The organism is Chroococcidiopsis sp. TS-821 (genome assembly GCF_002939305.1).
GTDB lineage: Bacteria > Cyanobacteriota > Cyanobacteriia > Cyanobacteriales > Chroococcidiopsidaceae > Chroogloeocystis.
The window spans coordinates 198,138-217,120 of the sequence record NZ_MVDI01000006.1; the positions used below are offsets into that span (position 1 = coordinate 198,138).

Below are 18,983 nucleotides of genomic sequence, written 5' to 3' on the forward strand. Positions count from 1 at the left end.
ATTTTTGGTTACAAATATTTCATGCGTTCTTCACAAATTTACCCAATTCAGTGTAGAAAACATAAACCGCTATATTTTCCCACAGCATCCTTGAGATGACATACCTATCGGCGCTCTCCACCCCACAATGCTTGGAAGTGGAAAGAAAAGAGGAATTGGAGAAAACCAAGAAAGTTGAGTGAACCGCTACCGCGTGGGGGTGTTTGGAAATTTCAAACACTCGACCTATGACCGCACAGATCCTCTCGATTCCTCAACTCCCATTTCAATTAACTTGCGACCAAGAGCAGGCATTGAAGGCGATTCTCGAATTTTTAGATTCAGACCAAACCTTATTTTTGCTGGGCGGCTATGCAGGGACTGGCAAAGCTCAACCTATTCATACCCCCGTCCTCACTCCTACGGGATGGATACCAATTGGTCAGCTCAAACCTGGCGACTTTGTGATCGCTGGCGATGGTTCTCGCACACGAGTCATTGGGATTTTCCCTCAAGGAGTTAAACCCGTAGCCAGGATTAAGTTTAACGATGGCAGCTCCACCTTGTGCTGCTACGATCATTTGTGGCTAACTGAAAGCTATCACGAACGCAATGCCAACCGCGTGAGAGTTTACAAAGCACAAAAGAAGGGAAGAATCCCTCAACCCAAGAAGGGACGAGTCAAAACTACGCGAGAAATTGCTGCATCATTATCAGCTAGAAACGGGCTGCAAAGCAATCATCGCATTCCAGTAATGCAGTGCGCTGACTTTGAACCTTCCACCGTTCCAATAGCTCCTTACTTACTCGGTTGCCTACTGGGAGATGGAGGACTAACAAGCAATACACCCCAGTTAACAACCAACGATGCAGAAATTATTACTCGTTGCCGAGAGATAATTCCCGAAGATGTGGATATGAGAATTATAATTCAGAGAGAATATCGTTTTGTAGGTACTCAGTGGCGAGGGCAATATCGACACAATCCACTAACAGAGTCCTTGAAATCTTTAGGTTTGTGGGGCAAGTACTCCTATGAAAAATTCATTCCCCAATGCTACTTAATTAACTCAAAAGAAGTGCGCTTGGAGCTGTTACGTGGATTGATGGACACAGATGGTACTGTCTCGCAGGAAGGCTATGAGACATCCTTTGCAACTAGTTCACCCCAGCTGGCTGCGGATGTAAGAAGTTTAGTTGAATCATTGGGTGGTATTTGCCCAATACAAACAAGAAACACAGCATCTGGTCGTTTATGCTATAGACTTTCAATTTGCCTACCCCCAGATATCAATCCTTTTCATCTGCCTCGCAAGCGCGATCGCGTGAAACCAAAAACTCGCTATGCTCCAGCTCGATACATTGTTTCAGTCGAAGCTGAAGCAGAGCAAGAGTGTGTCTGCATTGCTGTAGAACATCCCTCTCGACTTTACGTCACAGAGCACTGCATCGTGACTCACAATACTACTTTGGTTTCGCTGCTAGTTAAAGCATTGGTCGGCGTAGGCAAGCGAATTGCTTTGACCGCTCCCACCAATAAAGCTGTAAACGTACTCCAGCGCATGGCAGCTAAGAACGAACTTGCTGGGCTAGACTTCTTCACCATTCACCAGTTGCTAGGACTAGGGATGGTGACGCGAGCTGGCGAGAAAGTTTTAGAACGGACTGGCTCATCTTATGCTCATGCCTTTCATATCGTTTTCATTGATGAATGCTCCATGATTGGCGAGCAGCTCTGGCATTGGATTGAAGACGTGGCTAGCCTGTATGCACCTCGACTCAAAATCGTGCTGATGGGAGATCCCGCGCAGCTTAATCCAGTCAACGAGAAGAAGTCTCCCAGTTTCAGCGTGACTAATCGGGCAGTGCTGAAGCAGGTAGTCCGACAAGGAGCTGACAGTCCTCTGCTGGAATTCGTCACAACCTGCCGCCAAGCTGTTACGAAAAGCAAGCAGCCGTTTAAGCCCTGCCCAAAATACTCGCAGGACAAGCAAAATGGTGTATTCGTCGTGCGGCAGCAGACACTTTTGAATTACGCCTGTAAGAAAATGAAGAGCGAGTTTGACAACAACCCCGACTGCTTTAGAATTCTCTGTTGGACGAATAAGCAGGTGGACTGGTATAACCACCATATTCGTACCCACCTTTACGGCGTAAATGCCGCTCGGTTTGTTATCGGCGAACGGCTAATCGCTCGCGATCCTATAGTCGCCCCAGACGGGAAAACGGTGATTCTGCCAACCTCCAGCGAGTTTGTCGTTACAGATTACTGCGAAGACCGCTACGCAGGTTATAAAGTATGGCGGGCGATCGCCACCACTGACAACGACATAAAGCGGCAGATCTACGTGCTACATGATGAAGAACGGCAGCGGTTTGATGCTGAAGCTCAACAGCTAATGCAATCTGCCAAAAGTAACCCCTTCTTCTGGCAGAAGTATTACAAGCATCTAGAAACGTTTGCCAACGTCAGACCCTGCTTTGCCCTCACGGTTCACAACTCGCAAGGGTCTACGTTTGATGAAGTCGCCATCGATGCAAACGATTTAAACAAGCGAGGATTGGACGGAAAACTCAGCAGCGTGCGGGAACTCAATCGGCTTTGGTATGTAGGATCGACGCGGGCTAGAGAACGGGTGTTTATCGTTAAATAGTAATCTTGCAAGACTGGATCAAAAGTTGGCGAATCAACAGGTGCGATCGCTCAATCCGACGGATTGCACCTTTCTCACTGCTACCGCAGCGTAGCACGGCAAATCGGTTTTTAAAAATATGAGCGTAACTAGACTTAAGCAAACCAATACCTCATCCACGGGAGAGACTAACAAGAATGCTAAATCGGCTGTAGCTGGGGCAACTCAAATTACTACTACTCCAGCTAAATTAGAACGGCACAACGGTAAGACGGCGAAGCAAACAAAGCGCAAAAAGTTGGTTGAATCCGATGAACAACTGAATTCAATTGAGCAACCCGATCTATTGAGCCAATCCGATGCTGTCAATGGATCGATTCCAGCTAAGTCAGCATCTAACGATCTTGCCGCCAGTCAAGGAATGCACGTCATCTGCCAGCAAGAAGCGCTCGATTCGGCTTTAGCCTTTGTCAAAGCTGCCGTCCCAACTAAACCCCTGCAACCCGTTCTAGCTAATATTCTGGCGATCGCTGACGAGCAGGAGAACAAGGTCAAGCTCATTGCCTCTGACATCAGCCTAACTCTGAGTGCTGCCTTTGAAGCGCACGTGCTACGGGGTGGGGCGATCGCCTTGCCTGCTGAAATTTTAGTAAGTGTTGTGGGTAAGTGTCCTACAGGTGAAACAACCCTGATTCAATTGAACGCTACAGTCGCTGCCAAAAACCGCAAGACAAAATCAAAGGCTGAGACAGAGGCACAGGAAACTAACTCTAGCCCCGTCGTGCTATTGGAAGACAGTCAGGGGGGAGCGGTTGAAATCTATGGTATGGATGCAGGAGAGTTCCCAGAGATTTCAGTACCCACAACCAATTTGGTTTCTCTGCCTGCCAAAGCAGTCAAGGCTGGTTTGAAAGGAGTCATCTTTGCAGCAAGTACGGACGATTCTAAGAAAATCCTGACAGGCGTGCAGTGGTTACACAGTGCCGAACGAGGGCAGCTGCGCTGTACTGCAACCGACGGACACCAAGTCGCCCTGATTGCTCTGTCCACGAATGGGATCGGGCGAAAGCAGCGAGCTAAGTCCCACTTGAGCGATCAAACTTGCATCATTCCAGCCAAGACACTTAAAGAACTAACCCGCAACTTAGAGAAAATTGAAGTTGATGAGTGGCTGCGGTTTGCCTATGATGCCCCATCAAAGCGCGTTCTGTTTGAGTTTAGCGATAAAAAGCTCCAAAAAGAAATAATTTCTCAATGCTTGGAAGATACCTATCCGGATTGCCAAGCTTTGGTCGAGCGATATCAGTATCCCAAGCAAGTAGCAATCGAAACCAATGCCTTGCTCTCCAAACTCGATCGCCTTTCAGCTTTGGCAAGTAAGAAGGAGAACGCTGTCAAACTCCTGTTCGACAGCAGCACGCAAGAAATCTATCTCACGATTGAGCGGGATTACGGCAGAGGCACTCAAACTGTGTCTGCCACAATCCCTGATGAGCTGGGAAAATTTGAGATTCAGTTCAATATCAACTACCTGATCGATGCTCTAAAGGCTTTAAGCAGTACGGCAGTGAATTTCACGATGGATCGACCCTACACCCCTGTTAGCCTCAAGCCAGCTGGGGATTTAGAATTTCCCGAAATTGCTATCGACGCAACCTATTTTATCCTACCTCTCTACGATCTAGAAAAGGCGAAGCAAGAGTACAACGCCCAGTCAAATTCTGGTTGATGCAAGGCGCTGATTTTTTCACCTGTGCTTGACCGTTCAGGCACAGGCTTCTGGCTATCCCCTATCGGGGAGCAATTTACAATTTCACAACCAAAACTATGAGCGCAGCCCTTCATTTAGCTTACAGACCTAAAACCCTTGAAGACCTTGTAGGACAACCCTACGTCAAAGCAACTTTAGCTAATGCCATTACTAATAGACAAATTGCCCCAGCTTACTTATTTACGGGACCGAGAGGCACGGGGAAGACTAGCACTGCCCGCATCTTTGCCAAGTCGTTAAACTGCCTAGAGAGCAAAAAGCCGACCATTAACCCTTGTGGTCAATGTCAATCTTGCCGTTCAATTGAGTCGAGCAGCAGCCTGGACGTGAGCGAAATTGATGCTGCGTCTCACAATGGCGTAGATGATGCGCGAGAGCTAGTTGAGCGTAGCAGTTTTGCACCTGTGGCAGGACGTTACCGAATTTTCATTCTCGATGAATGCCATCAGCTTACTACCCAGTCCCAAAATGCTCTGCTTAAATGCATTGAAGAACCTCCAGCTCACGTAGTGTTCGTGCTTTGCACTACCGAAGTTCATAAAGTTCTGCCTACCATTATCAGCCGCACTCAGCGATTTGAATTCCGCGCCCTCTCTATTGGGACTATTACAACGCAGTTACGCAAAGTAGCTGTGAGTGAAGAAATTGCGATCGGTGACGATGCACTGTTGGCGATCGCCCGCATCGTTAATGGGGGACTTAGAGATGCCCTGCAATTGCTGTCTCAGGTGCGGTTGTTGGGTGAAGGCGTGACGGCAAACCAAGTAATTGAAATGGCAGGTGGAACCACCGAATCGGAACTGCTCGCGATCGTTGAGGCGATCGCTGCTGGCAACACCTTACAACTCCTGCAAGCCGCCAGAGAACTAGTGGATGCAGGTAAAACGCCGACGCTGATTCTTAACAGCTTGCTGCAAACCTCTCGAGATTTGCTCGTTCTTCAATCTGCTCCTAAAGAGCAGAGCTTGCTAACAGGTGTAGTCAGTTACCATCAGCTCAAGTCACTAGCAGCCAAGTGGAGCTTCGACACGCTCAATCTAGTTTTGGTACAACTGCACAAAGCAGAACTCCAGCTCCGACAGTCCATCAACGCCGGAGTATGGCTGGAAGTTTGTTTGCTGAATTTGATGTCAGCTACGCAACAAGAGCCTCAGCCAATTTTCACAAAGCTGACGACTACAACCGCAGAACCTACGCTTAACGAAATTTGGCATTCTGCGATCAATAGCGCTAAATCCAACAACCGGATGCTGCTGTCTAAAGCTACTCTCGTTAAGCTCAATGGCTCCAAAGCTATCTTGGAGGTAGCCCCAACCTACTTGGAGAAGTTTGAAGCTAACAAAGAGGCGATCGCCCGTCTGCTCCAGCGCGTGACCCAATACCCTAAACCCATTACAGTATTTGTTCGTACTGCTGCCAATGCGAATGCTAGATCTCATCGGAGACTGAGCGCATGACAGTGCTGTTGTTAATTGGAGAGGACGAGTATGCTATCAGTCAACAGCTTGCCGCCCTCAAGCGCCAGCTCGATCCCAACTGGCTGACATTTAACTATCACGCCTTCAGCCCGACGCAACTTGACGAAGCCTTAAATACCGCTCGCACGCCAGCCGTCGCCGATCGTTTAAAGGTGGTGGTAGTCAAAGACTGCAACTTCAATTCTGTCACTCAATTTGGGGAATGGCAGTTCGAGCTATTGCAGTGCCTTCCCCACTTACCACCAAACACCAATCTAGTATTCACCGCCGCCTCGTTAGATAAACGGCTGAAAATTGCTAAATTTCTACTCAAACACGGGCAGTTGACAGAATATCCCTTGCTCCCGCCTTGGCGCACCGATCTAATCGCTCAATCGATTGCAGCGCGATCCAAAGCTATGAAGCTGTCGCTGTCTAAGTCAGTCGTCACCTACTTGGCTGTTGCGATCGGTAACGACTCCGCTAGGGTAGCATCAGAGCTAAACAAGCTAAGGGTCTACGCTCAAGGCAAATCCCTGAGTCAATCGGAAGTAGAGGCTTTAGTCCCCTGCCATACTCAAACCAGTTTCCAATTGGCAGAAGCAGCCAGATGTGGCGACTCAACTAGGGTCGTCCAATTGACTCACGATCTTTTGTCTCGTGCTGAAGTACCGCTGGCGATCGTTGCTACGCTCCAGACCCAATTTCTGACTTGGTTATGGGTGAAAAGTGTGCTCAAAGACCGAGTGCAGCGGAAAGATGTAGAAATTGCCCAATTATGTGGAATTGGCAATCCCAATCGGCTCTATTACCTGAAAAAGGATGTTGCAGCCGCCTCTATCAAAGCCTTGGCTACTGCTGTGATTTGGTTGTTTGAACTGGAGGTTGAACTAAAACAGGGTGCAAGCACAAAAGTCATGCTGCCAGCTTTTCTCAAAGTAGCTCGATTGTTCAATTGACGCTCCCCTTGTTTCAGTTATTTCGCCCACAACGTTCACAACATAGACATTGTGGGCATTTATACTTTGTTTATGATTGTCACAGCGATATCTGGAGTTTCTTTAGGAGATAATTAGTTAGCATTTGTTCAAAGGGTACTTCTTAACAGTTGCCCAAAGTCGTGTTTCCTCCCAGGGCGAATCAGCCGCTGGGTTTTCACACTCCCATTTTTTTTTATGATTCAAACCCTTCAAGCCATTGATATTACGTTACACGACTTAAGGACTAAATTCAGCCTTACCCAAACTGAAGATGAACAGTTTTTCCGTGAATGGCAAGATGATTTACCGGAGATCGCAGAAGAAGAAAAGCGATCACTTGACCGGGTAAAGAGCAACTATCGCAACTTAATTGAATACCCACCCCTACTAGAAGATGCGGTCAAGATGGTGGTTCTATCTCCATTGCTTGACTTAGCGGGGTTTTATCAATCCCCATTTAGAATTGAGACAGAAACATCAATCTTACTTACCGCTGAAGATGAAGGGATTGTCGTCAAGGGTCGTATTGACGTCCTAGTGCTGAACGACCAGCTGTGGATACTGGTCATTGAGTCCAAAAAAGCAGAATTCTCTCTAGAGGCTGCTAGAGCGCAGGCACTAGCCTATATGTTAGCGTCTCCAAAGGTAGATAAACCGACCTTTGGGTTAATCACAAATGGCGGTAGTTTCGTTTTCCTGAAGCTAACTCGTTCTGGTACACCACAGTACGCTTTGTCAAGGGTGTTTTCAATTCTCAGTCCTGGGAATGAGTTGTACAGTGTTTTGAGCATAATGATGCGACTTGGTGCCGCAATCCAGAATTGACAAGCGATCGCACCATCCACCACCAAAGGCGCATTTCGCTGTTGCGGAGTCAGTTGGACTAACTCCCCCTTATGGGGATTTTTTTAGTAGTTAAAGAAAATGCTAAAAAATCCCCATGTCAACACCTAACTATGGCGCTCTGCTTCAGAGCTTTTGGACTCCTGCCACCCAACCCATTCCAGAAAATTCAAGCTTATCCCAAACAACAGAACCAGCAGATATTGCTGAATTTCTAGGCGACGATCTACTTTGGCAGACCACCACAAAAGCTCAAGAACCCACTCTGCGAGACATTCCAGGCGACTTGCCTCCTGAACTGACAAACGCCCTCCACGAGCAGGGAATCAATCGGCTTTACTCGCATCAACTCAAAGCCCTGCAAGCAATTCGAGCTGGGAAAAGCTTAATTTTGACTTCCCCAACCGCCAGCGGTAAAACCTTGAGTATTTATCCTGGCATGATTGAGGGTTGCATGCAAGGACATCGAGCATTGGTGTTTTATGGGTTTAAAGCATTAGCAGCAGACCAGTACAATAAGGTTTCTAGCCTTCTAGCTAAAATCCCTCAGAAAGTCAGACCCAGGCTGGGAATGATTACGGGCGATGTCAAAGAGCAAGACAAGCGAGCGGAGATTTTAGCTAGCAACCCTCATATCTTGGCAGTTACGCCAGAGCTAATTCATTTCCAACTACGGCAAGCTTGGAAATCAGAAGGATGGGCAGGTTTTTACAGCAAGCTGAGGTATATTGCATTTGATGAAGCTCATACTCTTTCAGGCAGCTATGGGGCGAATATGGCGTGGCTCATTCGTCGCATCAAACTAGCAGTAGATCGCTACGGCGGAGACTCGAAGCAGCTGCAATTCATTTTCTTGAGTGCAACTTGCGGCAACCCCCGTCAGCTTGCCCAAAAGCTTTCTGCCCTGAAGCCAACTAAACGCGACCTCAAACCCATTATTTGGATTCGCAAGAGCGGAGCAGCAGTCCCTCCCAAGCGAATTGTAGTAACTCACCCCAGTCACAATCTTACTGCTGACACCGCTCGGATTATTCAATTCTTGCTGTCACAGGGTAAGTCGGGGATCGCGTTTTGTAATTCGCGCAGAAGCGTGCGAGAGCTAACGGGTTTGCTGAAATCTGCTAAGGTGTCTGCATTCTATAGCGGCATCACGCCAGAACGTAGAGCTGAGGTGGTAGAGCAACTTCAAGCTGGAACTATCCAATGGATTGTTGCCACAGATGCCCTCGAAGCTGGAATCGACCTACCTGAATTAGAGTGCTGCGTACTTCGGGGTTGGCCTGGGTCAAAAAAATCTTATCAGCAACGAGCGGGCAGAGCTGGACGACAAGCGCCTGGATTGACGGTGCTAATTCTCAATGCCCTCAACCCTATCGACCTTTATGTGGCAGAACACCCTGAAATGCTGGTATCTGGGGAAGCAGAAGAAGTGTCTTTCAATGACGAGTATCCCATCTTTGCCGCCAAGCACCTCATGTGTGCGGCAGCAGAAACAGGCATTCCCACAGACAAGATTAAGCACTACTTTGGCAGTGCTGCGGTTGAAGTCGCGAAACTGCTCCTGTCACAGGGACATCTCAACAAAGGTAGGAATGGGCTATGGACGAAAGGCAACCCTCATATTGACATTAATTTTCGCGGCGGAGCTACTCAAAGCACGATAAAGTTGGTAGATGCCGAATCAGGGGAAGAACTGGAGGAAGTCTCTCTTGACATTGCCTATCGAGAGGTTCACCCTAGAGCAATCTACAAACGACAAGATATTGATGGAAAAATGCTCGCATACAATTGCATATCTTTGGATTTGCAAGGTCGGCGGGCAATCTTGAAGCAGGCGGCAGATAACTCCTTATATACAGTTGCTAACACCGAATTTGAAACTAGCAGCATCAAACTCCTAACCGATCCAGTGCAAGTTCCCTTGCTCTTGCCCCAAGAACTACACGAATGCGATCGCGAACAAAAGAAAGAATTTACCCCTGCGATGAAGCTGGAACTCAGCTTTGGACAAGTCAGCTACATCACCAGTGGCTATAGCTTGATGAATCAAATCTACGAGCAAACTTGCTTAAACAAGCGATGCCTGAGCTACAAAGAGCCGCTGCCAGGGAAACGTCAATGCCCATCTTGCGGCAAGGCAACTCGTAAAGCCATTATTACTGAGACGTTGGCAGAAGAAAACTTTGAGCAGCCTTACCGAGTGCAGTTCTCTACACCAATGGTGAAAGTGATTTTGAATCAACAAGCCCAGGCTGCGATCGAACAAGTTGCTAAAGCCACTCGCCTTAGCTTGAGCCGTACTGGGCTACCCATTCCACCAGGCTATCAACAACTTTGGGAGCATCCCAGTAATTTGATTGCGTTGCACAGTTTCGGGCATCAAATCATGCAGGCATTGCAACTGGTTGTACGGGCTGACCCCAAAGAAGTGAATTTTGCCACTTCCAAAGAACTGGGAGAAACTTCCATCTATGTGGGCTATTTCTACGATGAGGCGGACGGTGGTAATGGTGCTTCAGAAGCTGTGTTCAAGCAATTGCCTGAACTTGCTCGTGCGGCAGCTGCGATCGCCCGCAGCTGCGATTGCTCAACTGGATGTGCCAAGTGCCTGATCCAACATGGTTGTCCGGATGGTAACACTGCATTGCTCAAGCAGTTGGGGTTAGTTTTGCTGGAGGCGATCGCCCCTCCTAGCCCTAACTAGCATTGGTGGAAGTTCCGCTACTGCTGCTTACTTACTTATTAGGAGTGAAAGGAAGCTGTTACTACAGATACTTGTTGAACTGCTGATCTCTACATCATTTTCGTTCGCTACTCTACCTGAATCATCGAATCACAACCCTTTGTTAAGCGTTACGACAGAGGTCAAGACCATCACAAAGGGCATCGATGCGAATTATTAAATCATCGGCATTAGGAGGTTTCAAGATGTCTGCAATCCAAGACTTTCTGACATTTGTTATCGAATTTATCGCTATGTTTTCGTTTCTAGCTATGGTTGTAGATTACATCGTAAGACCCTATCATACAACGCTACCCATGCAGCCACGCTTAAAAACAGACTGCTGCCAAAGTATTTGTTGTGATGCTAACTTTACTAAAGCAGGCGTTGATCCACAGCCGCAAATTGCCACATTGGACTGGCTTTTATCGCAAATTACCTTAGTAGATGAGATTGCTGATGCGCGTGACAAAGACGTTATCGAACTAGCAAAAGTTCGGGCGATCTCACTCGTAAAGCCGCCCCGACTTGATTATGCGGCTATGACCGTTCAAGAATTGAGAAGTTTAGCTAGAGGCAAGGTTAGAGGATTTATGCAAATGAAGAAAGCCCAACTAATTGAGGCACTCGCTGCCACTGCGTAAAAATTGTCCCTTGCACTGTAATTAACAGTAAATGGTTAGCTCCTACATTTAAGTTTAAAAGAAAGGCAAGTACCTAGACACAAACACCGCGTTCTCATTCCAGCCCTAAGGTAAAAGCTTAAGAAGTAGGGATACAAGCGCGGTTCAGCTAACATGGAGGAAAGACAAATTTGCCGACAGTAGAACAAGCTTTCGCCTGCATGCGAGTGTGTCAAATGCTCTCAAACAGCTACCGAGCTATTTATGTATTTCGATATGACACAAGGAGACAAATTGTGTACATCCAAGCAGGCACCGAAGTACAAACTGACGAAATTGAAGTAGAAATTCCTCAAGGCGGACTTTGGAGATTCATCTGATGACAAAACCAAACTTTAAAGAAATGAGCCGCGCTGACCTCAGAACTTATGTGACAGATCATCGAGATGATGAAGAAGCATGGGATGCTTTTTTTGCAAAGATAGAACAGGAGAGAAGCCCTGATACCAAGTGGTATCCAGCACCTTTAGATGAGGAGAGCATCAGGATCGGGGAAGAAGCCATTCGCCAGAAAATTCAGGAAATCGAAAATAGGAGATCGCGCTAAAAACGAAAACTAGATGAGAACAGCAGAGATGATTGTATCAAGCACTCTATCTGCTTGCTAAGTTATTTACTACTTAATGATGCTACTTGTTAACTTACTAGCTGGAAATTGAATTTCCAGCTAGCTTTTTAATTTTCTAGTTTGTAGCCGCAGCTACCGCTCTTGGGATGGACCGTTTAAGATCAGCCCATTAATGTCATTAATTACCATCCCTCAACTTAACCAAATAATTGCTAAGAACCGACTTCTACCCGTTGTAAAAGATGATAATGCAACCAAACAAGACGAAGCTAATTTTCAGCTTGTCATGAAACAGATGTTTCTAGGGCTACCCGTTGAACCCTTGTTAAGGGTTCACCCACACATGGGGCGCTGGATGCGTCAGATGAAAAAACTTGCTCCCGAATTGTTTCAACCCAAAAGGAAACTACTGATTGATACCCAGATTGTTGCACCTCTTGCCGAGAACGCATTTATTCAAGTTCATACTAATCTGGGGTTCAGGCGTGGCATTCCTAGGCTCTACGAGTGGGCAGTTCGCCGTCCAAAGTTAATTTGGCAAGACAGAATTAAGCTGTGGGCAGCGTGCGAGCAATACTCTGTGTCCCCCCAGCTAGTGCAACTTATCATCTTAGCCCTACATCCCTCCAAACCAGTTTGTAGAGTGAAGATAGGTTGGAACCAAGAGCAACACGCTCAAACCCAGCTATGGTTGAGTCAGATCGTTAACCAGTCCCTTGAAGAAACCCCAGTACGACCACAAGTTGAGCAGTCTATAACACCAATGCTAGACTTGGAAACGATCCCAGAGGTTACAATCTAGTTTGGCAGCACGGCACACTCTCTTAAAGACCCAGACCAATGCTAAACGCTTTCGCCAACACAACTGCAAGTGTATGCTTCAGGGTCGTGCTGGGAGCGTTACTAGAAAAGCTGAGCGGTGCGATCGCCACCGCCGATTCAACTTCTTAATTCCAGTTTTGCTCTAGCTATTAGCCCCAGGCACGACTTAGGTTGATTCACGGAGTACGAACAACGAGTAATAATTAAAAATCGCAGTTATGAACCCTGTTGAAAAGCCTCAAAAAGCTCCAAAGCAAACAAGCATTCTAGAAGTTGCTGCCTCAAACACTCTACCTTCAGCACAAGCAGAGCTAAAACCGTTGAGTGCGGAGGAAGCGATAATCAAGCTTGTGAGTTTAGCTCCCGATTACCCCAAGTTTAGCATCAAATCACTAGCAATATTTGGCTCCGTAGCACGGAACGAAGCTCGACCTAATAGCGACGCCGACGTAGATATTTTAGTAGAATTTTTTACTGAGCCGACATTTGATATGTACATAGATTTGAAACTACACTTAGAAACACTACTCAAAAGAAAAGTAAATTTAACAGATTTAAAGATGCTCAGACCAGAAATTATTCCAAAGGTTATGGAGGATGCTATTCCTATTAACTTAGTTCAATTTGATAGGGAAAGCCAGCCTCAAAATCACAGTATTCCTAGCCCAGAAGAAGTGATAATTTCAATTATTAGAAACTCCGAGCAGATTGCTCAATTTGGAGTAAAAGCTATAGCACTATTCGGCTCTGTAGCACGGGACGAAGCTCGACCAGATAGTGATGTAGACATCTTGGTGGAGTTTGAAGGAACGCCAACTTTTCGGAACTATGTAAAACTCAATCGCTATCTAGAAGACTTATTAGGGAGAAAAGTTGATTTAGTTGATTGGGATACGCTCAGACCAGAAATTCGTTCTAATGTAGAAAAGGACATCATCCCCATTGCGTGATTACAGATTGTATTTAGAAGATATTATCAAAAGCATTAATAAGATTCAGCGCTACACTTGCAGTATGAGCTTTGATGACTTCATAGCTGACGAACGTACTTTTGATGCGGTGGCTCGCAATCTAGAAATAATTGGGGAGGCTGTTTTAAACATACCCAAAGAAGTATGCGAACGCTATCCAGAAGTTGAGTGGCAAGACATTGGCAGATTACGAAATCTCTTAGCTCATGGTTATTTTAAAGTAAGAGAAGCAGTAATCTGGGATATTGTGCAAAATGACGTTCCGCTCTTGCAAGAACCAGTTAAGCGGATTTTAAAGCTAGAAAGTACGCCAGAATCGATGGCTAGCACAGAGTCCACTCAAGTATCATACAAACCTCAACGATCTATAGAACAACAATCAAGCTCTACAGATTTTAACACTAGATCCATATACCCACCCCAACGGGAACGAGCAGCAGCGATCGTACCTATTGCTCGCCGTTTATTAGAAGCAGGGCGTGCTCCCTACGCTTTGGTTCCGACTCAAGAAACCGGTCCAAGTCTAGAAGAATTAGAAACAAAAGATTACAAGCTGACGCTCGACAATCAAGCAAAAACCTTGCTAATTTCTGCCATAGACGAACGTGGAATATTGATAAAAGTTAATCTGGCAGAGCCAACTGAAAAATTAGAATTAGCTAAGAATCTCACGCCTAAAGATGTTAATAAGTGGTTGCAAATCAAACAGGATTTGGATAAGCGATCGCAATAAAAAAGACTCAACAACAATTAGACTTGTCAAATTCTCCAGCAAAACTGCACCAAGCATTCAACCAGACAGCACAACACCTACAGAGTCTAGTAGGATTACCGCTTTGATTGCTAAAAACTGCGACCTGTTGCCGCATTGCTGCTAAATAGATAGTAAATTAAAAGATGCACCAGCAAAACTGTTTTAACTAAAGCAATGCGACAAACCACTCAAACCACTCAACCTGTTCGAGTTCAGCAGTCTGTTTTAGTCAAGTGGATTGTCAAAGGTCGTAGCCTCATGGTGCAAAACCGAGTTCTTAATGTAACTAACTGTCAAATTGTTTTCTATCCACAAGCGTTGACAGAACTAGTAAAAGGAGATGTGGTCGAATCAGTGGAGTTTTGGTATCGCTATCCAGTTGCAGGTGCAACTTTATGTATCCCAAACCCTGAAACGGGCTTGCTTCGTCCTGCTAAAAGCACAGAGTTATTCAAGGTGAGCAATAGTCACAAGCAATGGGTTGTTCAATTTACAGGCAAAACAGCACGGATAATTCGCAGGCTCTACAAGCAGCTTTAACCTACTAGAATGATTTTCTAACTTGCTTCTTGTCCAGTGTCAGGTGCGATGAAGTCTAGAGCATTAACATTAGAGCGTGGAGTGCGCTCAGCCGAAAATCGTTTTGGTGTAGTCCCCCGTGGTGGTGCAGCTGAGGGTGGTGGGGTTTGACTGCCCTCTTCTGGTGGATCAGGCAACAACTTCTTGGCGTGTTCTACCCGTAAAAGCAGTTCTCGTGTGAGTTTTTCCGGATCGGGTGGTGGCACTCGTCTTGAGAGCGCAGGTCGCACGTGAGAATCCCACAACTGCTCGCACTCTTCTGCTCGTGTTTCATCTGACTTAGGAACCGGAATTTTCAGTGCGTAAGGAACCGAACCCTCTTTACCTACTCGGTAACCAGGGTTGGTAATCACGCACCAACCTTCAGTGAACTTCAAGATTTGGTCTACCGTAAATAGAGGAATTTTTTGCAGTGACTCGTTCCAGCTTACCGACTGCGAGTTTGCCGAGCTACTTGTAGAGCGATTTTTCAGCTTAATTTCTTTTTCCCCGTACCGCTTGGAATACTCTTCAGCGGTTTTAGCATCGCCAGGGTTGAAGAGGATGTGAGTAGAACATGCCGATGCGATCGCAGCGCCCATCTTCTCTCCGTAAGTTTCGTAGAGCTGGTTGAGCGACTGAATTCCTAACACGAAGCAACCGCCATTAGAACGGTACTCGTTAATCCACTGCGGCAGCTTATCCAACTTAATTGACGGTAACTCATCTAAGAAGATGGCGAGCGGGTCGCGTCGGGGTACAGACAAGTTGGAAACAATGCACAAGTGAATAGCTGCTGCTAACAACGGTCCAATCACTGTGCGGCGTTCGTCATCGAGTTTGAAAATAATCAGCTGCTTGCCTTCAATCCGTTTTGGAATTGTAGAACTGCCCATAAATGCGTGCAGCAGGTCAGCCTGGATGAATGAAGAAAAAGTACCTGTCGCCGTAGTCTGAATGCCTGCAACAGTTTTCTCAGCATCCTTACTTGATAAAAATTGGTTGAAACTGGTTGCGATCCATTCGTCAATTTGTTTTTGTTGCACGGCATAGTCTAAACGTTTGACTAGTCCAGGCAAGCGCAGAATCGCATAAAGCATCGCCATGTCATGAAACTTGGCTTCAGGGCTTTTCACTAGCTGAAGTAAGCCTTTAGCTAGCAAATCCCCAGCTTTAGAAAAGAATTCATCTGTTTTACCGCCACTTGATGCATTGCGGTTGATGACCTGCGCTAATTCTCCTGCCATGACGGAGTCTCGTTCATCTCGCAGGAAGTCTAACGGGTTAAGGATATCGCTAAACGGTTCGCCAGGAGCAAACACAAATACTTTATAGCCATAGCGGGCAGCCAAGGGTGCGTGCAACCGCATTTGGTCTCCTTTCTTGTCGTAGATTATTGTGGGTATCCCTTGAGCAAACGCACTTTCGATCGCTCGATCAATGCAGCCAAATGTTTTACCAGAACCTGGCGCACCAATCGCAAGCATACTCCGCTGGGCATCGGGGAGCCAAACCGTAGGCGATACCCCTAGCATAGTTTGTAGTCGAGCAACGAATCCTTTACCTGTACCATTCCACCAGTAGCGAGGCATACCACACCACAGAGTCATGCGGTTATGGGCAGGCTTTTTTGGTGAGCTAGGCTCAGATTTTTTAGTCTTAGAACTAGTTGGTTGGACAGCATTTTCAGTTTGCGTTCTAGCAGAACGATTGTAAATTTGCAAATCCCGAACAATGTTTATTTGCTTGAGTGCCAGATTAGTCGCTGAAAGCTTTTCTGAAATACCTGCCAGCCGTCCAGTGGAAATCTTGCCCTTAGTGCTACCTGCCACGCGGAAGAGCGCCACTAGAAACAGCAGTCCCCCAATCATAGCCAAGCCTTCAGGGGTATTGTACTTTTGAAATATTTTGCCTAAGTCAATTGACGCCAGCGTTGGAGATGGCGCGACTTCATAAGTCAGATGATTCACGGTAGTAAAAAAACTTTTGTTGCTAATTATACCCAGTATTAATCATGATGCACTTCCTGCACGTAAAGCTTTGTTGAAATTTTGATAATCATAGCAATACTGCGTGCATTCAGTTAAGCGATCAAATTAACGGCTAACGCCTTTTTATTAGGCAGAATTACTAGCATAAATATGGCTCGAACCAGCAAATCAACCTCCAATCGCTCTGTACGCAATAATTCGGCAAAGCCATCAGCAAGAGCCGCATCTTCTGGTGCATCCCAAGCCCAATCGAAGCAAGCATCAAAGCCTAAACCCAAAGCGGCTAAAGTCGATCCCAACTACCAGCTTTCCCCAGAAGTACTCGGTGAAGAACACAACGAAGTTCATCCCCCCGATATGGCTTATGGCATTGTAGTTAATGATGAACCAGCTGGCATTCTCATCCCGCTCGATCAGTTGGAGGAAGCAGGTTGGACCAATCTCCCAGATGAAGATGACTTGACCACCTGCAAATTCGGCAAGAACCGAGTCACGGGACTGTTCCTCACCCAAGCCCGCGTGTTAATTCTGGGCAAACGTAAGGATTACATCCAAACAAAATCAGAGGGAGACGAGTTACCTGAGTTCGTCGGCTTTTACGATGAAAAACGAGATGACTACGATCCAGAAACGATGGAAATCCGCTCGGATTATGCCTTTATCTTTCTGGATGATGACAACCAACCCCTGCACACTGTTGCTGCGATCAAAATTAGCTGGCGCAAAATTGCTCGTAAGGAATTCAACAAAGCCATCCGCAAGTTCAGACGACAACTGGAAAAGGCGTTTGTGGACTACTGTACCAAAAAGAAAATCCGAAATGCGTCCAGCAAGCCAATTACTTATTCTGGCAAGGGCGATGCGTGGCACGCCTGTGCTATCCTCGACCTCGAATTCGTAGCTGAAGACCGAGGCTCAGACCAAACTCATCCCTGTTGCATCACTGTCATTCGTAACAAACCTTCTTGGAAAACCTTTGAGGAAATCTTCTACTTTGGTAGTGTCAACGCCTATCAGCAGCTAACAAGCCAGCGAGAGGAGATTATTGGTTTCATTGAAACTTCATCTCCTGTTCCGGTACTGCCTTCTAGCTCCAGCGAGCCAGAAGTAGCAGACTCAGACGAGTTTGATGAATCTGACGATGACTTCCTCGATGTAGAAGCCGAAGAGGTGCTTGACAACGATGAAGGGGATGAAGACGACGATGAGTTTGACTTCGAGGAGGACGAAGACTAACTAGCACCGTTTAGTTAATTGGTTGTGGAAGGGCTTTCACAGCCAGTTAACTTCAGGAGAGTTTTGCTGCTGAGCGATCGCCACATTTATTTTGCTACTGACTCCTGCTTTAACCATCTTCAAAAGAGAGTAACGCGCTTTTGTGGAATGATTATTACAATGTCAACTAAGCCCCCAGTTTATCGTGGGAGAACGTGAATTGTGCCCATACAAATGAATGACTTACTTAATGTAAATTAACGAACTGTACTTGAATTGCGTGAATAACGCGATTTAGAAGAAATTGGGGATGGAGATTTTGTAGATGTTGAATTGGCGTTTTTCAACAGTACGCCATCAACAGTTTGGTACTGCTGCCCGTTAAAGCACAGGTGAGTTTGGCGCACGAGCTGTTGCTGCGTTTTGTCAAGCTGAACCACTTCTAAGCAAGGCAACACTTGGTTTTGTTGAGGTAGATCGCTAGCTTTAAATAAGGCTTGTCCATTCGGTAAATTGGGATCGAGGTAAACTGAAAAAACCTGAGTGGCTGGCTGATTTTTCCTTAACCACACACCGCTGTAGAGGCATCCTAATGCGCCACACAAGTCTGGCGTGTTGAAGTTGAGTACAACTAGTTTACCGTCACTGCCATTGACTTTCCAGCCTTGCATTGACTGAACGAGCTGCCCAACCGCTTTCCCACTTAATGTACTGTTTTGAGCAATGACTTGCTCTAACACGGGTTCAGGGACTAACGCGGCTGCTTGTTGCCAAGGAACACCACCGGCACCTACGCTGCATCCAGTGAGTCCTAACAGAGAAGAAATCAACAAAAAGAGTCCTAGCCCGATCCGAAACCACCAAGCAAACCGCTTCAACCAAATAGGAGGTAGGGGTAGCTCGCTGCTGGTTTCGTTGGTTTTGCCCTTGCTAGAAGCTAACACCAGTTCAGCAGAAACAGGCTGTGTTGCAGCATCAAATGGTTGTAAATTTAGCGATATCTGCGATTGCTGAGACATAATCGTTTGGAGAAAGG

16 protein-coding genes are annotated in these 18,983 nt (G+C 46.4%); 14 read left to right on the plus strand and 2 right to left on the minus strand.

Annotated elements, in window-relative coordinates; all coding sequences use genetic code 11:
- The first annotated feature begins 227 nt into the window (after positions 1 to 227).
- From B1A85_RS16370 to B1A85_RS16430, 13 genes are all read left to right on the plus strand, one after another.
- Entirely contained in the window at positions 228 to 2,633 is a 2,406-nt protein-coding gene (locus B1A85_RS16370) for an AAA family ATPase (protein WP_015328621.1), read from the plus strand.
- Positions 2,634 to 2,751: 118 nt separating this feature from the next.
- Positions 2,752 to 4,341, plus strand: coding sequence for a DNA polymerase III subunit beta (dnaN, locus tag B1A85_RS16375; RefSeq protein WP_015328622.1), 1,590 nt, complete (start codon positions 2,752 to 2,754; stop codon positions 4,339 to 4,341).
- A gap of 98 nt (positions 4,342 to 4,439) precedes the next feature.
- A complete protein-coding gene (dnaX, locus tag B1A85_RS16380; protein WP_015328623.1) occupies positions 4,440 to 5,840 on the plus strand; it encodes a DNA polymerase III subunit gamma/tau in 1,401 nt (466 codons plus the stop codon).
- Positions 5,837 to 6,799, plus strand: coding sequence for a DNA polymerase III subunit delta (holA, locus tag B1A85_RS16385; protein ID WP_015328624.1), 963 nt, complete (start codon positions 5,837 to 5,839; stop codon positions 6,797 to 6,799). The genes dnaX and holA overlap by 4 nt, the downstream gene beginning before the upstream one ends.
- A gap of 216 nt (positions 6,800 to 7,015) precedes the next feature.
- On the plus strand, positions 7,016 to 7,645 hold the full coding sequence (locus tag B1A85_RS16390) for a type I restriction endonuclease (protein ID WP_015328625.1): 630 nt from the start codon (positions 7,016 to 7,018) through the stop codon (positions 7,643 to 7,645).
- A 115-nt stretch (positions 7,646 to 7,760) separates the two neighbouring features.
- Positions 7,761 to 10,367 carry a DEAD/DEAH box helicase gene (locus tag B1A85_RS16395; RefSeq protein ID WP_015328626.1) on the plus strand — a complete coding sequence of 869 codons (2,607 nt, stop codon included), beginning with the start codon at positions 7,761 to 7,763 and terminating at the stop codon, positions 10,365 to 10,367.
- 224 nt (positions 10,368 to 10,591) lie between these two features.
- On the plus strand, positions 10,592 to 11,029 hold the full coding sequence (locus B1A85_RS16400; protein WP_015328627.1) for a hypothetical protein: 438 nt from the start codon (positions 10,592 to 10,594) through the stop codon (positions 11,027 to 11,029).
- Between the two features lie 170 nt (positions 11,030 to 11,199).
- Positions 11,200 to 11,388, plus strand: coding sequence for a hypothetical protein (locus B1A85_RS16405; protein WP_015328628.1), 189 nt, complete (start codon positions 11,200 to 11,202; stop codon positions 11,386 to 11,388).
- Positions 11,388 to 11,615 carry a hypothetical protein gene (locus B1A85_RS16410; RefSeq protein ID WP_015328629.1) on the plus strand — a complete coding sequence of 76 codons (228 nt, stop codon included), beginning with the start codon at positions 11,388 to 11,390 and terminating at the stop codon, positions 11,613 to 11,615. Before B1A85_RS16405 ends, B1A85_RS16410 begins: the two co-directional genes overlap by 1 nt.
- 193 nt (positions 11,616 to 11,808) lie before the next feature.
- Positions 11,809 to 12,438: a hypothetical protein gene (locus tag B1A85_RS16415; RefSeq protein ID WP_015328630.1), complete on the plus strand. Its 630-nt coding sequence runs from the start codon at positions 11,809 to 11,811 to the stop codon at positions 12,436 to 12,438.
- A 238-nt stretch (positions 12,439 to 12,676) separates the two neighbouring features.
- Positions 12,677 to 13,408, plus strand: coding sequence for a nucleotidyltransferase family protein (locus B1A85_RS24770; protein WP_015328631.1), 732 nt, complete (start codon positions 12,677 to 12,679; stop codon positions 13,406 to 13,408).
- Between the two features lie 7 nt (positions 13,409 to 13,415).
- On the plus strand, positions 13,416 to 14,162 hold the full coding sequence (locus B1A85_RS16425) for a DUF86 domain-containing protein (RefSeq protein ID WP_071882464.1): 747 nt from the start codon (positions 13,416 to 13,418) through the stop codon (positions 14,160 to 14,162).
- 195 nt (positions 14,163 to 14,357) lie between these two features.
- On the plus strand, positions 14,358 to 14,723 hold the full coding sequence (locus B1A85_RS16430; RefSeq protein WP_015328633.1) for a hypothetical protein: 366 nt from the start codon (positions 14,358 to 14,360) through the stop codon (positions 14,721 to 14,723).
- A gap of 17 nt (positions 14,724 to 14,740) precedes the next feature.
- Here the strand turns inward: B1A85_RS16430 and B1A85_RS16435 are convergent, their stop codons facing one another.
- Positions 14,741 to 16,711 carry a type IV secretory system conjugative DNA transfer family protein gene (locus B1A85_RS16435; protein WP_015328634.1) on the minus strand — a complete coding sequence of 657 codons (1,971 nt, stop codon included), beginning with the start codon at positions 16,709 to 16,711 and terminating at the stop codon, positions 14,741 to 14,743.
- A gap of 171 nt (positions 16,712 to 16,882) precedes the next feature.
- Here B1A85_RS16435 and B1A85_RS23975 point away from each other — a divergent pair, with 171 nt between their 5' ends.
- Positions 16,883 to 17,968: a DUF5895 domain-containing protein gene (locus B1A85_RS23975; protein WP_015328635.1), complete on the plus strand. Its 1,086-nt coding sequence runs from the start codon at positions 16,883 to 16,885 to the stop codon at positions 17,966 to 17,968.
- A 236-nt stretch (positions 17,969 to 18,204) separates the two neighbouring features.
- On the opposite strand, the gene B1A85_RS16460 is transcribed toward B1A85_RS23975, so the two are convergent.
- Positions 18,205 to 18,966, minus strand: coding sequence for a hypothetical protein (locus B1A85_RS16460; protein WP_015328636.1), 762 nt, complete (start codon positions 18,964 to 18,966; stop codon positions 18,205 to 18,207).
- Positions 18,967 to 18,983 lie beyond the last annotated feature (17 nt).